Below are 16,267 nucleotides of genomic sequence, written 5' to 3' on the forward strand. Positions count from 1 at the left end.
GTAAGGAATTAGGAACTGGCAGGCAAAAACCGGTCCGGCTGGGCTATTTTCTTGACTCTTTCTAAGTTTTAGATCCACTTTTGAGAAATCCATCTCAAAACGTCAGCCTTAAGTTCCTTTGCGCAGAAAATGCTCCAAAAATCGAGAGAATGAAATACCTTTAAAAGCAAAAGAAACTGGCGGGAGCAATGACGACTGCCACACCCTCTACATGGAGCCTCGGACCACCCTTTCCCTGAACAGCCGTATTCTTCCTTTCTTCTTGATTGTGGCCTTGTTCCTGGTATATGCGTTGCTTCCTACCCAAAACTCCACCTCAGACGCTTATGATTACGCCGCCAGCGTAAAGTGGCAAGTAGATCTTTGGCGCCCCCACCACCTGTTTTACAATATCACCGGCCTGGGATTTCACAACTTCTGCCAGGCCCTGGGATGGAGGGCGCAACCGCTAGAAGTACTCAAATTGATGAACAGCTTGGCAGCCGGAGGATGTCTGCTGGTGCTCTGGCGCATTCTGGCCCAGCTACAGTCAACTGCCAACATACAGACCGGATTGCTGTTGGTGGCAGGTGCCTCTTTTGGTACCATGCGCTACGCCACCGAGAATGAGACCTACCTCCTGCCCATCTTCTTCTCGCTGCTTGGCTCCTATTTTATGCTACGCCAACAAAGGCAAGGCAAATGGATGGATGTTGTTTGGAGTAGTTTCTGGGCGGCTTTTGCCTGCCTGTACCACCAGGTGCATTTCTTCTGGTGGCTGGGTTTAGGCCTAGGTTTTCTGGTTTCGGGTCAAAAACGGGGTAAACTGACTATGGCGTTTCTGCTGCCGGCTGTCCTCGTACCGCTGGCTTATGCCTTGGTAATGCATCTGCAGGAGTATCCCTTTTCCCAATTCCAGCGGTTCGTTTTCCAGGACTTTTATAAAAACAGCGTGGAAACGACCGTATCAGCCCAAAACTTTCTGCTCACCTTCATCTCATTTATAAGAACGTTTTTTGAGGTGCACGGCCGAATGTACTTCTTATTGAAGCAGCATTTAGTTTACATAATTCCTGCAATAGTCACTTTCATCATTGCATTGGCCTTGATCAGTAAGATGTTTCTTTATCGGACTAAGCCAGTTCTATTACAGAAGTTATTTTTCCAGGTTCACCTGATCATCTTAGGCTTGCACATGCTGTTTGCCTGGTATGCGGTGGGCAACGCCGAGTTCATGGTCATAGTACCTTTTCTGGTGGCTATTCTGGCGGGTTGTTTTAGATGGAAGAACCATGCCTCCTTTTGGTTGGTGGGCGCCGCTTTATTCCTTTGGAACATGGCCTATGCTGTGGTACCGAACCACTTGTACACCTACACGAACCAAGCCTGCGTTTACCAGGTGGTGCAGCAAAAACCTGGGGCCTTGCTCCTGCTGCAAGACAAGAATGCGTTTGAAGCTTACCACTTTTACCAATCCGGTAAGTACTATCCCAACGCTTATGAAAGCTGGGCATCAACTGAAGTTTTGACCTCTGCCTTCACCCAGGCCCAGCTAAGGAGACAACTTATTTACACGGATTACTCTCCAGCAGATTCGGTGCTCAACCGCGCCTGGTTCATGCGACACAGGCCACCTTCCTCCTTTTTCCAACAGTTCCGGTTAGAACCTGTTACCTCCTGCCCCACCCTTTTCGGCGACAAAGGTTTAAAGCAGATTTTTGAAAAGCCATAAACGGCACATTAGAAGTTTATTAACATTTAAGATTTTACATCGCCTGAAAACACCAAAAGACTTTTATAGCTGTTGAGTAACAGGAATTTAGGGCTGTAAAAACGCTTTACTTCCTTCAATGGATTTTGTACATTGAAGCAAAAAGCACTATGGCTGCCATCCACCAACTGCTTGACGAGTATGCCGAGAGCCACCGCAACGGCACGAACAAACTCATCCATTGGATCTGCGTCCCGGCCATCATGATCAGCCTGTTGGGTTTGATCTGGGCCATCCCTGTGCCCGATTTCCTGGAGAACCTGCCTTTTCTCTTCAATTGGGGCATATTGTTCGTCCTCCTTTGTATGGTGTACTACTTCCTGCTCTCGCCCAGTTTGGCCTTGGGCATGGTGCTGGTCACCTCGTTCTTCCTCTGGATTGTGTACCAACTGGACCAGGTGCAAAGGCTACCGCTCTGGGCCTTATGCCTTATCATCTTCGCGGTGGCTTGGGTGGGACAGTTCATCGGGCATAAAATTGAAGGGAAAAAGCCCTCTTTCCTGAAAGATGTCCAGTTCCTGCTCATCGGGCCGGTGTGGCTCCTGAGCTTTATTTATCAGAAAATAGGTCTAAAATACTAAACGCCTACCCTCCTCAGGTCCAGCTTTTCCGTGCATTGATTACTTTTCAACTAGCGAGTTAGGTTTTGAGCCTGTTTTAATGAAACCAGCCAAAAAACCAATTTTACCAAAGACAAGGCCACCCTTCGGTTATTAAGGCCGTCTTGGTTCCAGAAGTTTAAAGATGCTTCTTTACCTTTGCGCTGATTCAGACCCCTTGAAAAACCTTGCCACCATACTGCTTCTGTCGGTGATGCTAACCCAGGCATTCAGCAAATTTTTCATTGTCCTGGACTACGAGGCCAACAAAGACTTCATCTCCAAGGTCCTATGCATTAACCGCGAAAAGCCCCAGCTGCACTGTAACGGGAAATGCTACCTCATGAAAAAACTCAAGAAGGCCGAGCAGACGCAAAACCCTGGCAGAGACAAAACCCAGAAGCAAAAGCAGGAAATCACGCTGTATTATCAGCCTTTCATTGCCACCATTCCTTGCCTCATCAAGACACCTACGGGTTCCCTAGCACCCGTTATGGAAGGAAGACCGGTTGGAGTCCATATTTCCGTCTTCCACCCACCCAAGTTGACAGCCTGAAAAATATTACTTCGGTTTTCCTGAGCCGAAGCGGATACCCGTACCCGGATTTTCCCCGGTGTTGCTGCTATCGCTGTTTTTCTTACTGTAAATAACTTTTCATGCAAAAAAGACTTTTTGCCGGCATCTGTACGCTCCTGATGCTGGCACACTATGCCCATGCCCAATTCACGGTAAAGGGCCGGGTGCTGGATGCCTATACCAAAGAGGCCTTGGTGGGCGCCTCCGTCCAACTGGGCCAAAACACCACCGGAACCATCACCGGTTCTGATGGGTCCTTCGCCCTCCAAACCATGCAGAAGCCCACTTCTTTACTAGTTTCTTACCTGGGCTACAACCCAAGACAAGTTCCTTATCAAGAGCAATTTACGCTGGTTTCCTTAACGCCCACCTCTAACCAACTAAACCAGGTCATAGTCTCGGCTAGCCGGCAGGCCCAGAGCAGAACCGAGGCGCCGGTAGCCATCAGTATCCTCTCCAGCCAGGTGTTGCAGGAGACCAAGGCCACCACCCTGGATCAGGTTTTGAACAAGGTGAATGGCGTGTACATGGTGAACCTGGGGAACGAGCAGCATACCATGGCCATTAGGCAGCCCATTGGCTACAGCAGCCTTTTCCTGTACCTGGAAGACGGCATCCCCATTCGCACCGCCGGTGATTTCAACCACAATGCGCTCATTGAGATCAACATGGCGGCCCTGAAGAACATTGAGGTGATCAGAGGACCCGCTTCCTCGCTGTACGGGAGCGAGGCCATTGGTGGGGCCGTCAACTTCATAACCCAAGCCCCGGCTCCGGTGCCTATGGCCAAAGTACAGGTAGAAGGCAGCAACCAGGGCTACAGAAGAACCGATTTCAGCGTGTCCAACACCTTTGGGAAGGTGGGCATCTTTGCCGGGGGCTATTACGCCGCGCAGCGGGACGGCATCATCAGCCACAGCGATTTTGACAAACTGGCGTTCACCCTGCGGGCCGATTACCGCATCAAACCCAGAACCAAGCTCACCACCTCCGCCAGCCTGGTAGACTACAAAACCGACCAGACCGGCGGCCTGGACAGCACCCGATTTTATAAGAAGGAATACAGCAGCCTGCACACCTTCACTTACCGCAAGGTCAACGCCCTGCGCCTCAGAAGCACCCTGGAACACGCTTGGAACGATCAAAACCAAACCCAGGCCACGCTGTTCTTCCGGAACAACGCCATCGGGCAGAACCCGTTTTACGCCATCGGGAACGTACAGGGAAACGCCCGCAAAGCCAAAGGCGAGATCAACGAAGACGCTTTCTCTAGCTACGGCCTCATTGCGCAGCACCGCAAAATCTTTTCGTTTCTGAACGCGAGCCTGATTGCCGGCCTGAGCGCCGATTACAGCCCCGCCACCTACACCGCGCGGTACATTGCCATTGACCGGGACGAAAATGGCCTGTACACAGGCTATACCCCTTCAGATTCGCTCCTCACCCACTACTCCGTGGACTTGCTGAACACAGCCGTTTACGCCCAAGCCGAGCTCTCTCCGCTGGAGCGCCTGAAACTAGTGGCTGCCCTGCGGTACGATCGGCTGGACTATACCTTCGACAACTACCTGCCGTCTTCCTCCTTCACCGGCGCACCCGATGAGGAGAACGGCTACCGGCAATTTTCGCCCAAGCTGGGCCTGACCTATGATTTCGGGAAAAGCAACGGGGTGTACGCCAACTACAGCCTGGGCTTCGCGCCGCCGCAGATCACGGAGCTGTACCGCGGCGTGAAAGTACCCACCCTGCAACCCTCTGATTTCCGGAGCTACGAAGTGGGCGGCTGGTGGAGTTTCCTGCAGCACAAAGCCTATCTGGAGGTGAGCCTGTACCAGATGGACGGCAAAGACGAGATCATCTCGGTGCGGCTGGACGACGGCTCTTACCAAAACCAGAACGCCGGCCGTACCCGCCACCGAGGCCTTGAATACACCCTGAACTACGCTCCCTCCGAGGCGCTTTCCATTAGGGTGAGCGGCACCAATGCCCGGCACTGGTTTCTGGATTACGTAGAGCGCGGCGCAGATTATTCCGGCAACGAAATGGCCACCGCCCCGCAGTTCATCGGCAATGCCGAGGTCACCTACCGTCCGGTTTTCCTGAAAGGGATGCGTTTTGGTGTGGAGTGGCAACGGGTGGGCAAATACTACATGGACCCTCTAAACTCTGAGACCTACGGCGGCTACCATCTTTTCAACGCCCGGGTGGGGTACGCCTTCAAAGGCTTTGAGGCCTGGATCAATGCCATTAATCTAACCGATAAACTCTACGCTACTACGGTAGATAAATACTCCTACGGCAAGAGTTACCGGCAAGGCGTGCCTCGCACCTTCAACGTGGGCGTGGGGTACCAATTTATCGGAAAAGGTGGTTGATAACTTACCACACCCACTTACCTTTTTAGTTGAACAGGATTGTGTTTTGTAGCTGATTTACAAAAAGTAACCTAGAAACAAGATCATTCCATTTTATACATTTTCTCTAACGGATTCTATGCATTTCCCATATCGCCTTTCCATCCTTTTGTTCTACTTCTGTCTCCTATCAATTGTAGGTTGTCAGTCCAAAGCTGGGCAAGATTTACCGCAGGAAAGCAGGATTTCTCAGGCAAACCTGAAAGCCTCTTGCCCTTACCTCACCAAGGACCACCAAGGCAATCCGGTGCTGTGCTGGGTGCAGGCGCAGGACACCACGGGCAATTACCTGCTCATGTACGCCCGTTCTCTGGATGGAGGCAACACCTTTGAAAAACCTGTGGCAGTGCCAACTTCTCAGGGCGTGTACCCGCACGATGAGAACCTGTCCAAGATCCTTTTCAAGAAGAACGGCGACATCCTGGCCATGTTCGCCGTGCAGAATCCCAACCCAGACAACAGCTACGCCGGGCTGGTGAAGTACACCCAATCGTTTGACGCCGGGAAAACCTGGACCCAACCCAGGCAACTGGCGCAAGACGCAGAGAACAGCATAGATGAGCGGTACTTTGACATCACCTTATTGCCCACCGGCGAGATTGCCGCCATTTGGCTCGATTCGCGCAAAAACACGCCCAAAGAAGGTTCCAGTCTCTACTTCTCCAGCACCACCAACCGGGATGGGTTTACCTACGAGAAAGTCATTGACCAACAGCTCTGCCAATGCTGCCGCACCGATCTGTTTGTAGACGGGAAAGGCCAACTACACGCTGCTTATCGGGCTATCCTGAACGACAGTATCCGGGATATGATGCACCTGGTTTCCGCGGACAACGGGCAGACTTTCGCTCCCCGCGAGCGCATCAGCGTAGACAATTGGGCCATTAAAGGATGTCCGCATACCGGGCCTACGCTGGCCTGGAACCAGAGCGGTCTGCACGCCGCCTGGTACACCATGGGCGGAGGCAGTGGCGTGTTTTACAGCCACAAATCAGCAGCAGACGCCTTTGCCCCGAGAGAAGCCGTGAGCCAGCTCCCTTCGGCCAAACATCCGCAGCTCACCTGTTTCGGGGAAAACCAACTAGCCTTGGTGTGGGATGAGCAGATTCCCAGTTCAAAGCAATTCAACAGCCGCATTGGCCTACAGATCAGGAATGCCACCGGAAAACCCGTGCAGCAAACGTACCTTACCGCAGACTCCTCCAGCGCCACCCATCCCGTGGTACTTGGGCTAAGCGCGTCAAAAATCCTTGTAGCATACACCCAAAAGCAGGGCGAGAAAAGCGAGGTATGGTACAAAGTGGTAGAAACAACCCCGAAAAAGGAGCTGTAATCCTCCTTCTTAAGAAATGGACAGGCTAATAATTTTGGGGCTATTTTTAAGAAAATAGGCTCTAAACAGGGAAATGTGGGTATCGTGAAGTTCTAGTTACCTTGGAAAGTCGAAACAGTATATCACATGTCAAAAACGAATCGGGGCTACTTTTTAAAAAGTAGCCCCGATTCGCTTTTGAATAAATTCTTAACCTTCTGCCCTTAGCACCTCCAGCGGCGATTGATTCACCACGGCCCGGCTGTTGAACAGCCCAATGACCACGGTAAGCGAGGAAATGATGATAAACAAGACCAATACCGGCAAAAGCTCAGGGTTGAACGTGGTCTCAAAGGAGTATTTGGCCAGCGCCCAGCTTCCCGCCAGCGACAGCACAATGCCGGTGCCGGCAGCCAAAGCGCCCAAGAAAAAGTATTCCAGGGCCGTGATGGCGAAGATCTGCTTCCGGTTAGCGCCAAGTGTCCTCAGCAGCACGCTTTCCTGCATGCGCTGGTACTTGCTGATGAGCACCGAGGAAATGAGCACCACCAACCCCGTAATGATGCTGAAGGCCGCCATGAACCTGATCACAAACCCTATCTTGTCCAGCAGTTCGTCCATCACGCTCAAGATCAGTTCCAGGTCAATGATGGAGATGTTGGGGAACTGCCGTACCACCGCCTGCTGGAATCTGGCCGAGGTCTGGGGGGTACCCACCCTGGTGAGGAGCACATGGAACTGCGGCGCCGCCTCCAACACCCCTTCCGGAAAGACCACCCTGAAGTTTGTCTGGATGCGGTTCCAGTCTACTTCGCGGAGACTGCCCACCACCGTAGGGATGAGCGCACCCTGCACGTTGAACACGATCTCATCTCCAACCTTTACTTTAATCCACTCGGCATAACGATCATCGAGTGAAACATATATCGTATCATTGGGAGAAGCGACTTTCTTTTGCCAGGCCCCTTCAATGATCTTTTCTGAGTCTGACAATGCGCTCCGGAAAGTAGACCTGATCTCCCGCTGGAACGCCCGCGGTGAAACGCCCAAGGTGCTGTCTTCCTTGACATCCTCGGCGGTACGGCCGTTGATTTCCTCTATGCGCATGGTCACAATGGGCACCTGCTGGATCACGGGAAGGCCCTGCTGTTTGGTGAGTTGAGCCACCGCCTGACGCTGCCCTTCCTGTATATCAAACAACACCATGTTGGGCTGGTTCTCGCTCGCCGACAAGGTCACCTGGTTCAGCAGGATGTTCTGCACAAAGTACAACGTGGAAATAAAAGCCGTGCCCAGCCCGATGGAGATGATGAGGATGAGCGTCTGGTTATTGGGCCGGAACAGGTTCGCCAATCCTTGCCGCCAGATGTAGCCCAGTCTCTCAGGGAAGAACCGCCGCACGGCCCACATCAGGGTCCAGGCGATGCCGGCCAGCACCAGAAACCCTACCAAAACGCCTAAGGTGAAATAAACCGCCTCTTTCCATTTCTCGGTCTGCAGGTAGGTAAACCCGAAGATGAACAACAGGATTAGCGCGTACACGGCCCATTTCAGCGGATCTCTGAACAAACTAGTGCTCTCTAGGGAGATGCGTAAGGTGTTCAGCGGCGAGACATTCCGGATGCTTACCAGCGGCAGAAGCGCGAACAACAGAGAAATGATCAGCCCTAACCCAATCCCCTGAAAGATGGCCAGCCACGAGATGCCCACGGTGATCTCCACGGGCAGCAAATCCTGCAACACCTGCGGCAGCAACTGCTGTACCACCGTGCCCAGCACCGCCCCAATGATAGAACCAAGCAACCCGATGCCCAGAATCTGAATCACGTAAATGAGAAAGGCCTGCGTGGCGCTCACGCCCAGGCAGCGCAGAATGGCAATGGAACGCAGTTTCTCCCGGATGTACACGTGAATGGCACTGGCCACGCCAATGCTGCCCAGCAACAGCGCAATAAAGCCCACCAACGCCAAGAAGCTGGTCAGGTCCTTGAACGAACGGCCCATGTCCTCCCGCTGCGTCTCAATGGTCTCAGTGTTTAGGGCTTCTTTTTCCAAACGAGGCTCTAAACGCTCCACCAGCTTTTTGACATCGGTTTTCTGGTCAAACTTGTAGTAGAAGAGATAATTGATGCGGCTGCCTTTTTGCTCTAAACCGGTTTGGGGCAAAAACCGGAGCGGAATGTACACCGCCGGTGCCACCGTGGCCGAGATACCCGTCTGCCCCGGGGCCTTATTCAAGATACCCACAATCTGGAAAGTAACCTCCCCTACTTTGATAGAATCACCTACCCGGGCATCGAACTGCAGCATGAGCGTCTTGTCTACCAGTGCCTGCTGACCTTCCCTAAACCCCTGTGCTGCCGCTTTGGGTACCGTCTCCAAGGCTCCATAATAAGGAAATTGCCCTTCCAGCGCCCTGATCTGCACCAGCCGGGTACCCTGGCTTTTGGGGAACAGGATCATAGAAGCAAAACTCCGCTCCTTAGATCGTCTATTTCCCAGAGAATCCAACAGGGGCAGCATCTTAGGATCTACCGGTCGGTTACTAGTAATCACCAGATCAGCCCCGATCAATTCCATGGCCTGGCTGTCAATGTCCTGCCGCAGGTTGTACCCGAAAGAGAAGATTGCCACCAGTGCCGCAATGCCCAGGATGATGGAGGAAATAAACAGAAACAACCGCGAGCGGTTCCGGCGGCTGTCTCGCCAGGCCATCTGCACCAACCACGGGAAATTAAGTTTATCCATTCTTTAATGTGCCGATTATAATGTGCTAGTTAAATAATGTGCTGATGTGCTAATTGATGGTGTGCTAATGGTTTGATGTGTTGCTGTGCTAATTGGTTGATGTTTAAGGCTCAGTTTTGAAAAAAGAAGCAGGAAACAGCAAAGGTTGACGCTGCTTTAAGCCTTAGTACTACAGCCCCAATTTTAAAAAGCTTTAGCACATCCGCGCAATAAAAAATTAGCCCATTATATCATCTCCTATGATTTTGCCGCCTTTCATCCTGATGATGCGCTGGGTCTTGGCGGCCAGTTCGGCATCGTGGGTGACCAAAACCAAGGTGGTGCCTGCCTCCCGGTTCAGGTCGAAGATCAGTTTGACTACTTTTTCGCTGGTCTCGGCGTCCAGGTTACCGGTGGGTTCATCGGCGAACAGAATTTTGGGACGGTTGGAAAAGGCCCGTGCCAAGGACACGCGCTGCTGCTCTCCCCCTGATAATTGCGTGGGGTAATGGTGCGACCGGTCGGCGAGGCCAACTTTGTCCAGCAGTTCCAGGGCCTGTTGCCGGATGTGCTTCTCACCCCGCAGTTCCAGGGGCACCATCACGTTCTCCAGCGCCGTAAGCGTAGGCAGCAATTGGAAGTTTTGGAAGATGAAGCCCACGTACTGGTTTCTGACCTGCGCGCGCGCATCTTCGTTCAATGAATCTAGCCTGATGCCGTTCAACTCCACCATGCCGGAACTAGAGCGGTCCAGGCCGGCGCAAAGACCCAGCAGCGTGGTTTTCCCGCTTCCCGAGGGACCGATGATGGCATTGGTGGAGCCCTCCTCCAGAGAGAAGTTGATGTTGTCCAGCACGGTAAGCGTTTGGCCGGTACTTTGGTAGGTTTTGGTAAGATCCTGGATGTTCAGAATTGGTGTCAAGGCGCTTGGTTAGATAAGGAGGATTTGGTTCTGGTGCCGAATAAGCAAACGGTAAATTACAGAACAGGATTTAAATTCCATTGTTTAAACCCCAAACGCCCTAAACAAGGTATAAGTACTTTCTTTGCAGGTGAAAAAGAAAACGACCCCGTATGCATAAACATTCATTCATTTACCTGTTGCTCTTTGTCTGGCTGGTTTCCGGCTGCTCCGGAAACGGCGGAAAGGACGAGGCCACTCCCGGAAAAGACAAAGAAGCAGCTAACAAGGCGCCCCAACCTATGAAAAACATTCTCTTTTTTGGCAACAGCCTCACCGCCGGCTATGGCCTCAATCCCTCAGAGTCATTCCCGGCGCTTATTCAGAAAAAGATAGATTCCCTGGATCTTTCCTATAAGGCCATCAATGCGGGCCTGAGCGGAGAAACCTCCGCCGGAGGCAAAAACCGGATTGACTGGCTTCTGCGCCAACCGGTAGACATCTTTGTCCTGGAACTGGGCGCCAATGACGGACTCCGGGGCATTCCGCCAAGCGAGACGAAGAAAAACCTACAGGCCATTGTAGACAAGGTGAAAGCCAAATACCCCGATGCCAAACTGGTGATGGCGGGCATGGAGGTGCCCCCCAACATGGGCGGCAAATACGCGAGTGAGTTCCGGGTGATTTTCAGGCAGTTGGCCGAGGAGAACAACATGGCCCTAGTGCCTTTCCTGCTGGAGGGCGTTGGAGGGGTCCGCTCCCTTAACCAAGCCGATGGCGTGCACCCTACCGCCGCCGGTCAGAAAATATTGGCTAATAACGTGTGGGAAGTTCTGGAAGGCTTGCTGTAACCCAGCTCTCCTATATAGATAAGCTCTCGTTTCAGGCATGTTTTTCAGAAAACTTCCCTGAAACGAGAGCCTGTCTTTTATATGCCTGTCGTCTTTTAACTTCGGCACAAGGTTCTTTCTGCTGGCTTTTACTCGCGCACCCAAGTTCTACAAACTTTGACCTGCAGGACTGTCCACCACTTAAGTCTTCTTCTACCTGACTTGTTTATAAACATAAAAGCTCCAGAGCATCATGCATACAGAGAGGAAATGCTTTGCCTGAAGTTGAATCCGCCCAGGCCAAGTTTCGCGATGGACATGAATGTAGAGGAAAGGCAAGTGATGCAGGCGCATGTTGCGTATTAGCAGCCTTTGGTACAAGAGGGCACTGCCCTGATCTTGGGGCCAGTGCTGGACCTTGAAGGCGAATACGGTGCCGGAGTAGTGCGGGTAGACAAGGAAGAAGAGGTAATCACTCTCATCCAAAATGACCCGGCCAATGGGCTGAACACTTATGAATATCACCCTGCTGGCGGTAACTAAGTTTTAACTGCTGCTAAGCTAAGAGGATTTTTTACCCACCCCCGCCCCTCCAAGTAGGGGAATAAAAATGCCTGCCAGGTGAATTGCGTTCTTCACGCATAAATCATCTGACAGGCTTGGGTTTTCATGATAAGGAAACTATACAGCACTCAGCGAGTCCACCCTCCTGTTAGGAAACAACAAAAGAATACTGCACAGTTTGTCTAAATCTTTTCAAATCATCACCTTACCCCACCAGCAATTGCCATTGGGCCGGGATCTCTACTACTGGCAAGCCTTCTTTCTCCAATTGCTCCGCTAATTGGGTCAGGTCTGAGAGACTTTCCAGCACGAAGTAAGCCTCTGGAGCCTCACCTGCTTTGTAAGGCTGACCCAGAATTTCCTCCAGCGCAATGGGGTGCCAGGCATTCTCACGCTTCAGGGCTAGCTCAGCTTCTGGAGCATTGGAAATCAAGTTCGCCCCAAACAAGGTGATGTTTCCCTGGGCATCGCGCATGAGGCCGTTGCCCAGCACGTGCTGCACCAAGCGCCACAACAGATCAGTAGCAGCCGGGTCTTTGTGCTGGAGCGACAGTTTTCCCAACTGTTCCATGAAATCGGCTACTTCAGGCTGGAGCAACCACGGCAGTTGGCTGAACACATCCTGGAACAGGTCTTTGTCGCCCTGCAAACGCAGGTCGCTGTCTGGGTGCAGGCGTAGAGACGTCACCGCCGGAAACTTCCGTTTCGCCCACTTGGCCAATACCTGGCGAGGACGCAGCGGCTCTTCTACTGCTACCAATTCCCAGTCCGTGAGGCTCTTCAAATGGAAGTTCACCTTCTGGAAATCGGGAATAAAATAAGCCTTCAGATCAAGGGCGTTGATTCCTTGCCAGAAAGGCAGGGAAACCACGGCAGAAAGTGCTTCTGCCCGCTTCGTGTACAAGATGTTCCAGGTCTGTTGTTGCCTGATGCTGTACTGATGATACTGTTGCTGATACATGGCTTTGGTATGAATAAATAAAAAAAGCCTGGTTCCGTTACCGGAGCCAGGCTTTATATTGGGTTTTTAACTTCTAAACTGGTTAGTTAACTATTGCCCATACTGTCCTGGCTCCGGTTTGCATCGCAAACGGTTTGCAGTTGACAATAATGAGTGACTGGGCAAATGTTTTCATAACTGAAACTAATATAAAGGGCCTGACTCAGAAAACCAAGAACTTCATATATTTTAACGCTTAAATCAAATCTGCCTTGGGCGATAATTCCTTCCTGGTTCACGAGCAATTATACGGCCCTCTTTCTAAAAAGATTCCTCTGTAGCCGTTTCAAGCCGCTTTTTAGTAAAACACCGTAGAAACAACAACCCTTATCAGGAGCATCAAAAAGAATTTCAGCTGGCCTGCTTTTTACAACCTTTTGCTTCTAAGGGTTTTAAGCTTGGTTTCTCAAAAACGGCCTCAAAACACCATCTCCTGAAAAATTTTCTCCCCACCCAAGAAGTTTCACAAAGGCAGGAACAGGGTAGCAACTGACGTCTTCTTACGCCAGCTCTTTCCGTAGCTCGAAGGTTTTCTGCATCTTCCTGATCAGGCGCTCCGACTCCGAGAAGCTCAGGGTCTGGGCTCCGTCTGAGGCGGCTTCCTCGGGTTTCTCGTGCGTCTCGTAGATGATACCATCGGCACCAGCCATGATCGCGGCCAAAGCCATAGGCTCCACGTACTCCCGGATGCCGATGCCGTGAGACGGATCCACAATCACCGGTAAGTGCGTTTTCTCTTTCAGGATGGGAATGGCGTTCAGGTCAAGGGTATTGCGGCTGGCTGTTTCGTAGGTTCTGATGCCGCGCTCGCAGAGCATCAGTTTCTCGTTCCCGCCGGAGAAGATGTATTCCGCGGAGTACAGCAATTCGTCAATGGTGCCGGAGATACCGCGCTTGAGCAAAACCGGTTTGTCTACTTTACCCAGTTCATCTAGCAGGTTGAAGTTCTGGGTGTTGCGGGCGCCTACCTGGAACACATCGGTGTAGGGCTCCATGGGCGCAATCTGCGATACCTGCATCACCTCGGTCACAATCTTGATGCCGTGGGCGCGGCACATGTCATAGAACAGCTTCAGGCCTTCCAGACCCAAGCCGCGGAAAGAGTACGGCGAGGAACGGGGCTTGAACACGCCGCCGCGCATGAACCGCACATTGTTGGCTACCAGGTGCTGAATGGTTTTCTCAATCTGGTCTTCGTTCTCAATAGAGCAAGGACCGGCCATAATGGTCAGGTCTCCCTCCTGCACGGTTAGGCCGTCACCAAAATCAATGACGGTGGGGTTTACCTTCCATTTTCTGGAAACCAGCCGGTAATCATCAGAGACAATGTGAATGTCCTTGATGCCGGGCAGATGCCCGATGGCGCGCACGTCAAAATCGGCTTTGCCGGTGCCCACCAGGTAATGGCCTGCCTGGGTCACCACCTCCGTGGTTTTGTATTTCAACTCCTTGGCCTTGTTTTCAATGGCCGCTTTGTCCTCAGGACGTATATCTTGTTGTAGCTGAATAAGCATGATTTTCTGGATTTGGAGATGGGGTAATTTGGAAATTTGAAGATGTACAAATTTAGAAATGAGGAGATTCATTCTCCATTTTTCAAATCTCCTCATCTTCAAATCTCCAAATTAGCGAAGTGTTTGTAGGAACGATCTTACGTTTTCGCGGACTTCCTGAGGTTTCTGCAGGGCTTTGATGAAGGCACTGCCAATAATGGCACCGTGTGCTGACAAACAGGCCATTTCAAACGAAGGCTTGTCGCTGATCCCGAAACCGATGAGCAAAGGATTCTTCAGGCCTAGGCCTTTCACTTTGGAGAAATATGCCTTCTGGGAATCTGAGGTTTGCACCTGGCTTCCGGTGGTGCTGGCGCTGGACACCATGTAGATAAAGGAGTTGGTGAGCTTGTCTATCTGCCGGATGCGGTCTTCGGAGGTCTGCGGCGTGATCAGGAAGATAAGGCTGAGACCGTGTTTCTCCAGGACGGGCTTGTATTCTTCCTCGTACTCAGCAAAAGGCAGGTCGGGCAAAATCAAGCCGTCTACCCCTACCCTGGCGGCATCTTCGCAGAAACGCTCAAAGCCGTACTGCATCACTGGGTTCAGGTAGCCCATGAGAATGATAGGCACCGTTACCCGCTCCCGCACTCCTTCTAGTTGCTGAAGCAGAGTCTTAATGGACATGCCGTTTTCCAGGGCCACCATGTTACTGGCCTGGATGGTGGGGCCATCGGCGAGGGGATCAGAGAAAGGCATGCCAATCTCCACCAGGTCTGCGCCGGCGGCTTCCAGTTCCTCCAGAATGGTGACGGTGTCTTCCAGTTTCGGGTAACCGGCGGTAAAGTAAATGTTGAGTAGATTTCCGCTTTTCTCCTGAAACAGGCGCGATAGTCTATTTTGGGCCATCTTGTTGTTCAAAATAAGTAAGAATGGTGTTAAGGTCTTTGTCGCCGCGGCCGGAAAGGTTCAGCACCACCACCTCCTCAGGACCGGCTTTAATCTCTTTCAGGGCTGCCAGGGCGTGCGAAGTCTCAATGGCTGGGATAATGCCTTCCAGACGGCTCAACTCACGAAGGGCTTCCATGGCATCGGCATCGGTGATGGCGATGAAGCGGGCCCGGCCGGTCTGGGCCAAGTGCGCATGCAGCGGGCCAACGCCCGGGTAATCAAGCCCCGCCGAGATAGAGTAAGGCTCGGTGATCTGGCCATCCTCGGTTTGCATGAGCAGGGTTTTGCTGCCATGGATGATCCCGGTTTTGCCTAGCACCGAGGTTGCCGCCGAGTGGCCGGAATCCACGCCCAGGCCTGCAGCCTCTACGGCAATCAGGTTTACGCTAGGCTCATCCAGGAAATGGTAGAAAGCGCCGGCCGCGTTAGAGCCGCCGCCCACACAGGCCACCACGTAGTCTGGCAACTCCCGTCCCTCTTTCTCCAGGAGCTGTTTTCTAATCTCTTCTGAAATAACGGACTGAAAACGGGCCACCATATCAGGGTACGGGTGCGGCCCCACCACCGAGCCGATGATGTAGTGCGTGTCCTCGGGGTGGTTGATCCAGTCGCGGATGGCTTCATTGGTTGCGTCTTTCAGGGTTTGGGAACCGGAGGTGGCCGGCACCACGGTGGCGCCCAGCAGACGCATTTTTTCCACGTTGGGACGCTGCCGCTCTATGTCAACGGTACCCATGTACACAATACACTCCAGGCCTGCCAATGCGCAAACAGTAGCCGTCGCCACGCCGTGCTGCCCCGCTCCTGTCTCTGCGATGATGCGCTTTTTGCCCAGCCGTTTGGCCAACAAAATCTGTCCCACGGTGTTGTTGATTTTGTGGGCACCGGTATGGTTCAGATCTTCCCGCTTGAGGTAGATTTTGGTGTTATACAGCGCTGATAGGCGTTTGGCATGGTACAGCGGCGTGGGCCTTCCCACGTAGTCATGGAGCAGTTCCTGCAACTCCTGCTGAAACTCTGGTTCTGCCATGATGGACAGATATTTCTCCCGCAGTTCCTCAACGTTAGGGTACAACATTTCCGGGATGAAAGCCCCTCCAAATTGGCCATAATAGCCGCGTTCGTTTACTCCGTATTCCATTCCTGTAG

The 16,267-nt window shown here is 52.2% G+C and carries 13 protein-coding genes; 7 read left to right on the forward strand and 6 right to left on the reverse strand.

Annotation, left to right across the window (positions count from 1 at the left end; translation table 11 throughout):
• The first annotated feature begins 211 nt into the window (after window positions 1-211).
• The 5 genes from FOA19_RS14060 (at window position 212) to FOA19_RS14080 (ending at window position 6,673) form a co-directional block, all read left to right on the forward strand.
• Window positions 212-1,711, forward strand: coding sequence for a hypothetical protein (locus tag FOA19_RS14060; protein WP_149091424.1), 1,500 nt, complete (start codon window positions 212-214; stop codon window positions 1,709-1,711).
• A 149-nt stretch (window positions 1,712-1,860) separates the two neighbouring features.
• On the forward strand, window positions 1,861-2,331 hold the full coding sequence (locus FOA19_RS14065) for an Mpo1 family 2-hydroxy fatty acid dioxygenase (RefSeq protein WP_149091425.1): 471 nt from the start codon (window positions 1,861-1,863) through the stop codon (window positions 2,329-2,331).
• A gap of 196 nt (window positions 2,332-2,527) precedes the next feature.
• Window positions 2,528-2,905, forward strand: a complete 378-nt coding sequence (locus FOA19_RS14070) for a hypothetical protein (RefSeq protein ID WP_149091426.1) — start codon at window positions 2,528-2,530, stop codon at window positions 2,903-2,905.
• A 101-nt stretch (window positions 2,906-3,006) separates the two neighbouring features.
• On the forward strand, window positions 3,007-5,301 hold the full coding sequence (locus FOA19_RS14075) for a TonB-dependent receptor (protein ID WP_149091427.1): 2,295 nt from the start codon (window positions 3,007-3,009) through the stop codon (window positions 5,299-5,301).
• Window positions 5,302-5,419: 118 nt separating this feature from the next.
• Window positions 5,420-6,673, forward strand: a complete 1,254-nt coding sequence (locus FOA19_RS14080) for a sialidase family protein (RefSeq protein WP_149091428.1) — start codon at window positions 5,420-5,422, stop codon at window positions 6,671-6,673.
• A 189-nt stretch (window positions 6,674-6,862) separates the two neighbouring features.
• Here FOA19_RS14080 and FOA19_RS14085 read toward each other — a convergent pair whose 3' ends face one another.
• Window positions 6,863-9,400 (reverse strand): ABC transporter permease, encoded by a 2,538-nt coding sequence (locus tag FOA19_RS14085; protein ID WP_223808899.1) that lies wholly within the window; start codon window positions 9,398-9,400, stop codon window positions 6,863-6,865.
• Window positions 9,401-9,617: 217 nt separating this feature from the next.
• The gene (locus FOA19_RS14090; protein ID WP_149091429.1) at window positions 9,618-10,301 is read right to left on the reverse strand and encodes an ABC transporter ATP-binding protein; all 684 of its coding nucleotides are present in this window, start codon (window positions 10,299-10,301) and stop codon (window positions 9,618-9,620) included.
• A 152-nt stretch (window positions 10,302-10,453) separates the two neighbouring features.
• On the opposite strand from FOA19_RS14090, the gene FOA19_RS14095 reads away from it, so the two are divergent.
• Window positions 10,454-11,131 carry an arylesterase gene (locus FOA19_RS14095; protein WP_149091430.1) on the forward strand — a complete coding sequence of 226 codons (678 nt, stop codon included), beginning with the start codon at window positions 10,454-10,456 and terminating at the stop codon, window positions 11,129-11,131.
• A 351-nt stretch (window positions 11,132-11,482) separates the two neighbouring features.
• Window positions 11,483-11,653, forward strand: a complete 171-nt coding sequence (locus FOA19_RS23570) for a YciI family protein (RefSeq protein ID WP_223808900.1) — start codon at window positions 11,483-11,485, stop codon at window positions 11,651-11,653.
• Between the two features lie 226 nt (window positions 11,654-11,879).
• Here FOA19_RS23570 and FOA19_RS14105 read toward each other — a convergent pair whose 3' ends face one another.
• The 4 genes from FOA19_RS14105 to trpB form a co-directional block, all read right to left on the reverse strand.
• Window positions 11,880-12,635: a hypothetical protein gene (locus FOA19_RS14105; protein WP_149091431.1), complete on the reverse strand. Its 756-nt coding sequence runs from the start codon at window positions 12,633-12,635 to the stop codon at window positions 11,880-11,882.
• Between the two features lie 539 nt (window positions 12,636-13,174).
• Window positions 13,175-14,188 (reverse strand): 3-deoxy-7-phosphoheptulonate synthase, encoded by a 1,014-nt coding sequence (aroF, locus tag FOA19_RS14110; protein ID WP_149091432.1) that lies wholly within the window; start codon window positions 14,186-14,188, stop codon window positions 13,175-13,177.
• A gap of 111 nt (window positions 14,189-14,299) precedes the next feature.
• A complete protein-coding gene (trpA, locus tag FOA19_RS14115; protein ID WP_149091433.1) occupies window positions 14,300-15,076 on the reverse strand; it encodes a tryptophan synthase subunit alpha in 777 nt (258 codons plus the stop codon).
• On the reverse strand, window positions 15,063-16,259 hold the full coding sequence (trpB, locus tag FOA19_RS14120; protein ID WP_149091434.1) for a tryptophan synthase subunit beta: 1,197 nt from the start codon (window positions 16,257-16,259) through the stop codon (window positions 15,063-15,065). Before trpB ends, trpA begins: the two co-directional genes overlap by 14 nt.
• Window positions 16,260-16,267: the final 8 nt, after the last annotated feature.

Source organism: Rufibacter hautae, from assembly GCF_008271695.1.
GTDB classification, from domain to species: domain Bacteria; phylum Bacteroidota; class Bacteroidia; order Cytophagales; family Hymenobacteraceae; genus Nibribacter; species Nibribacter hautae.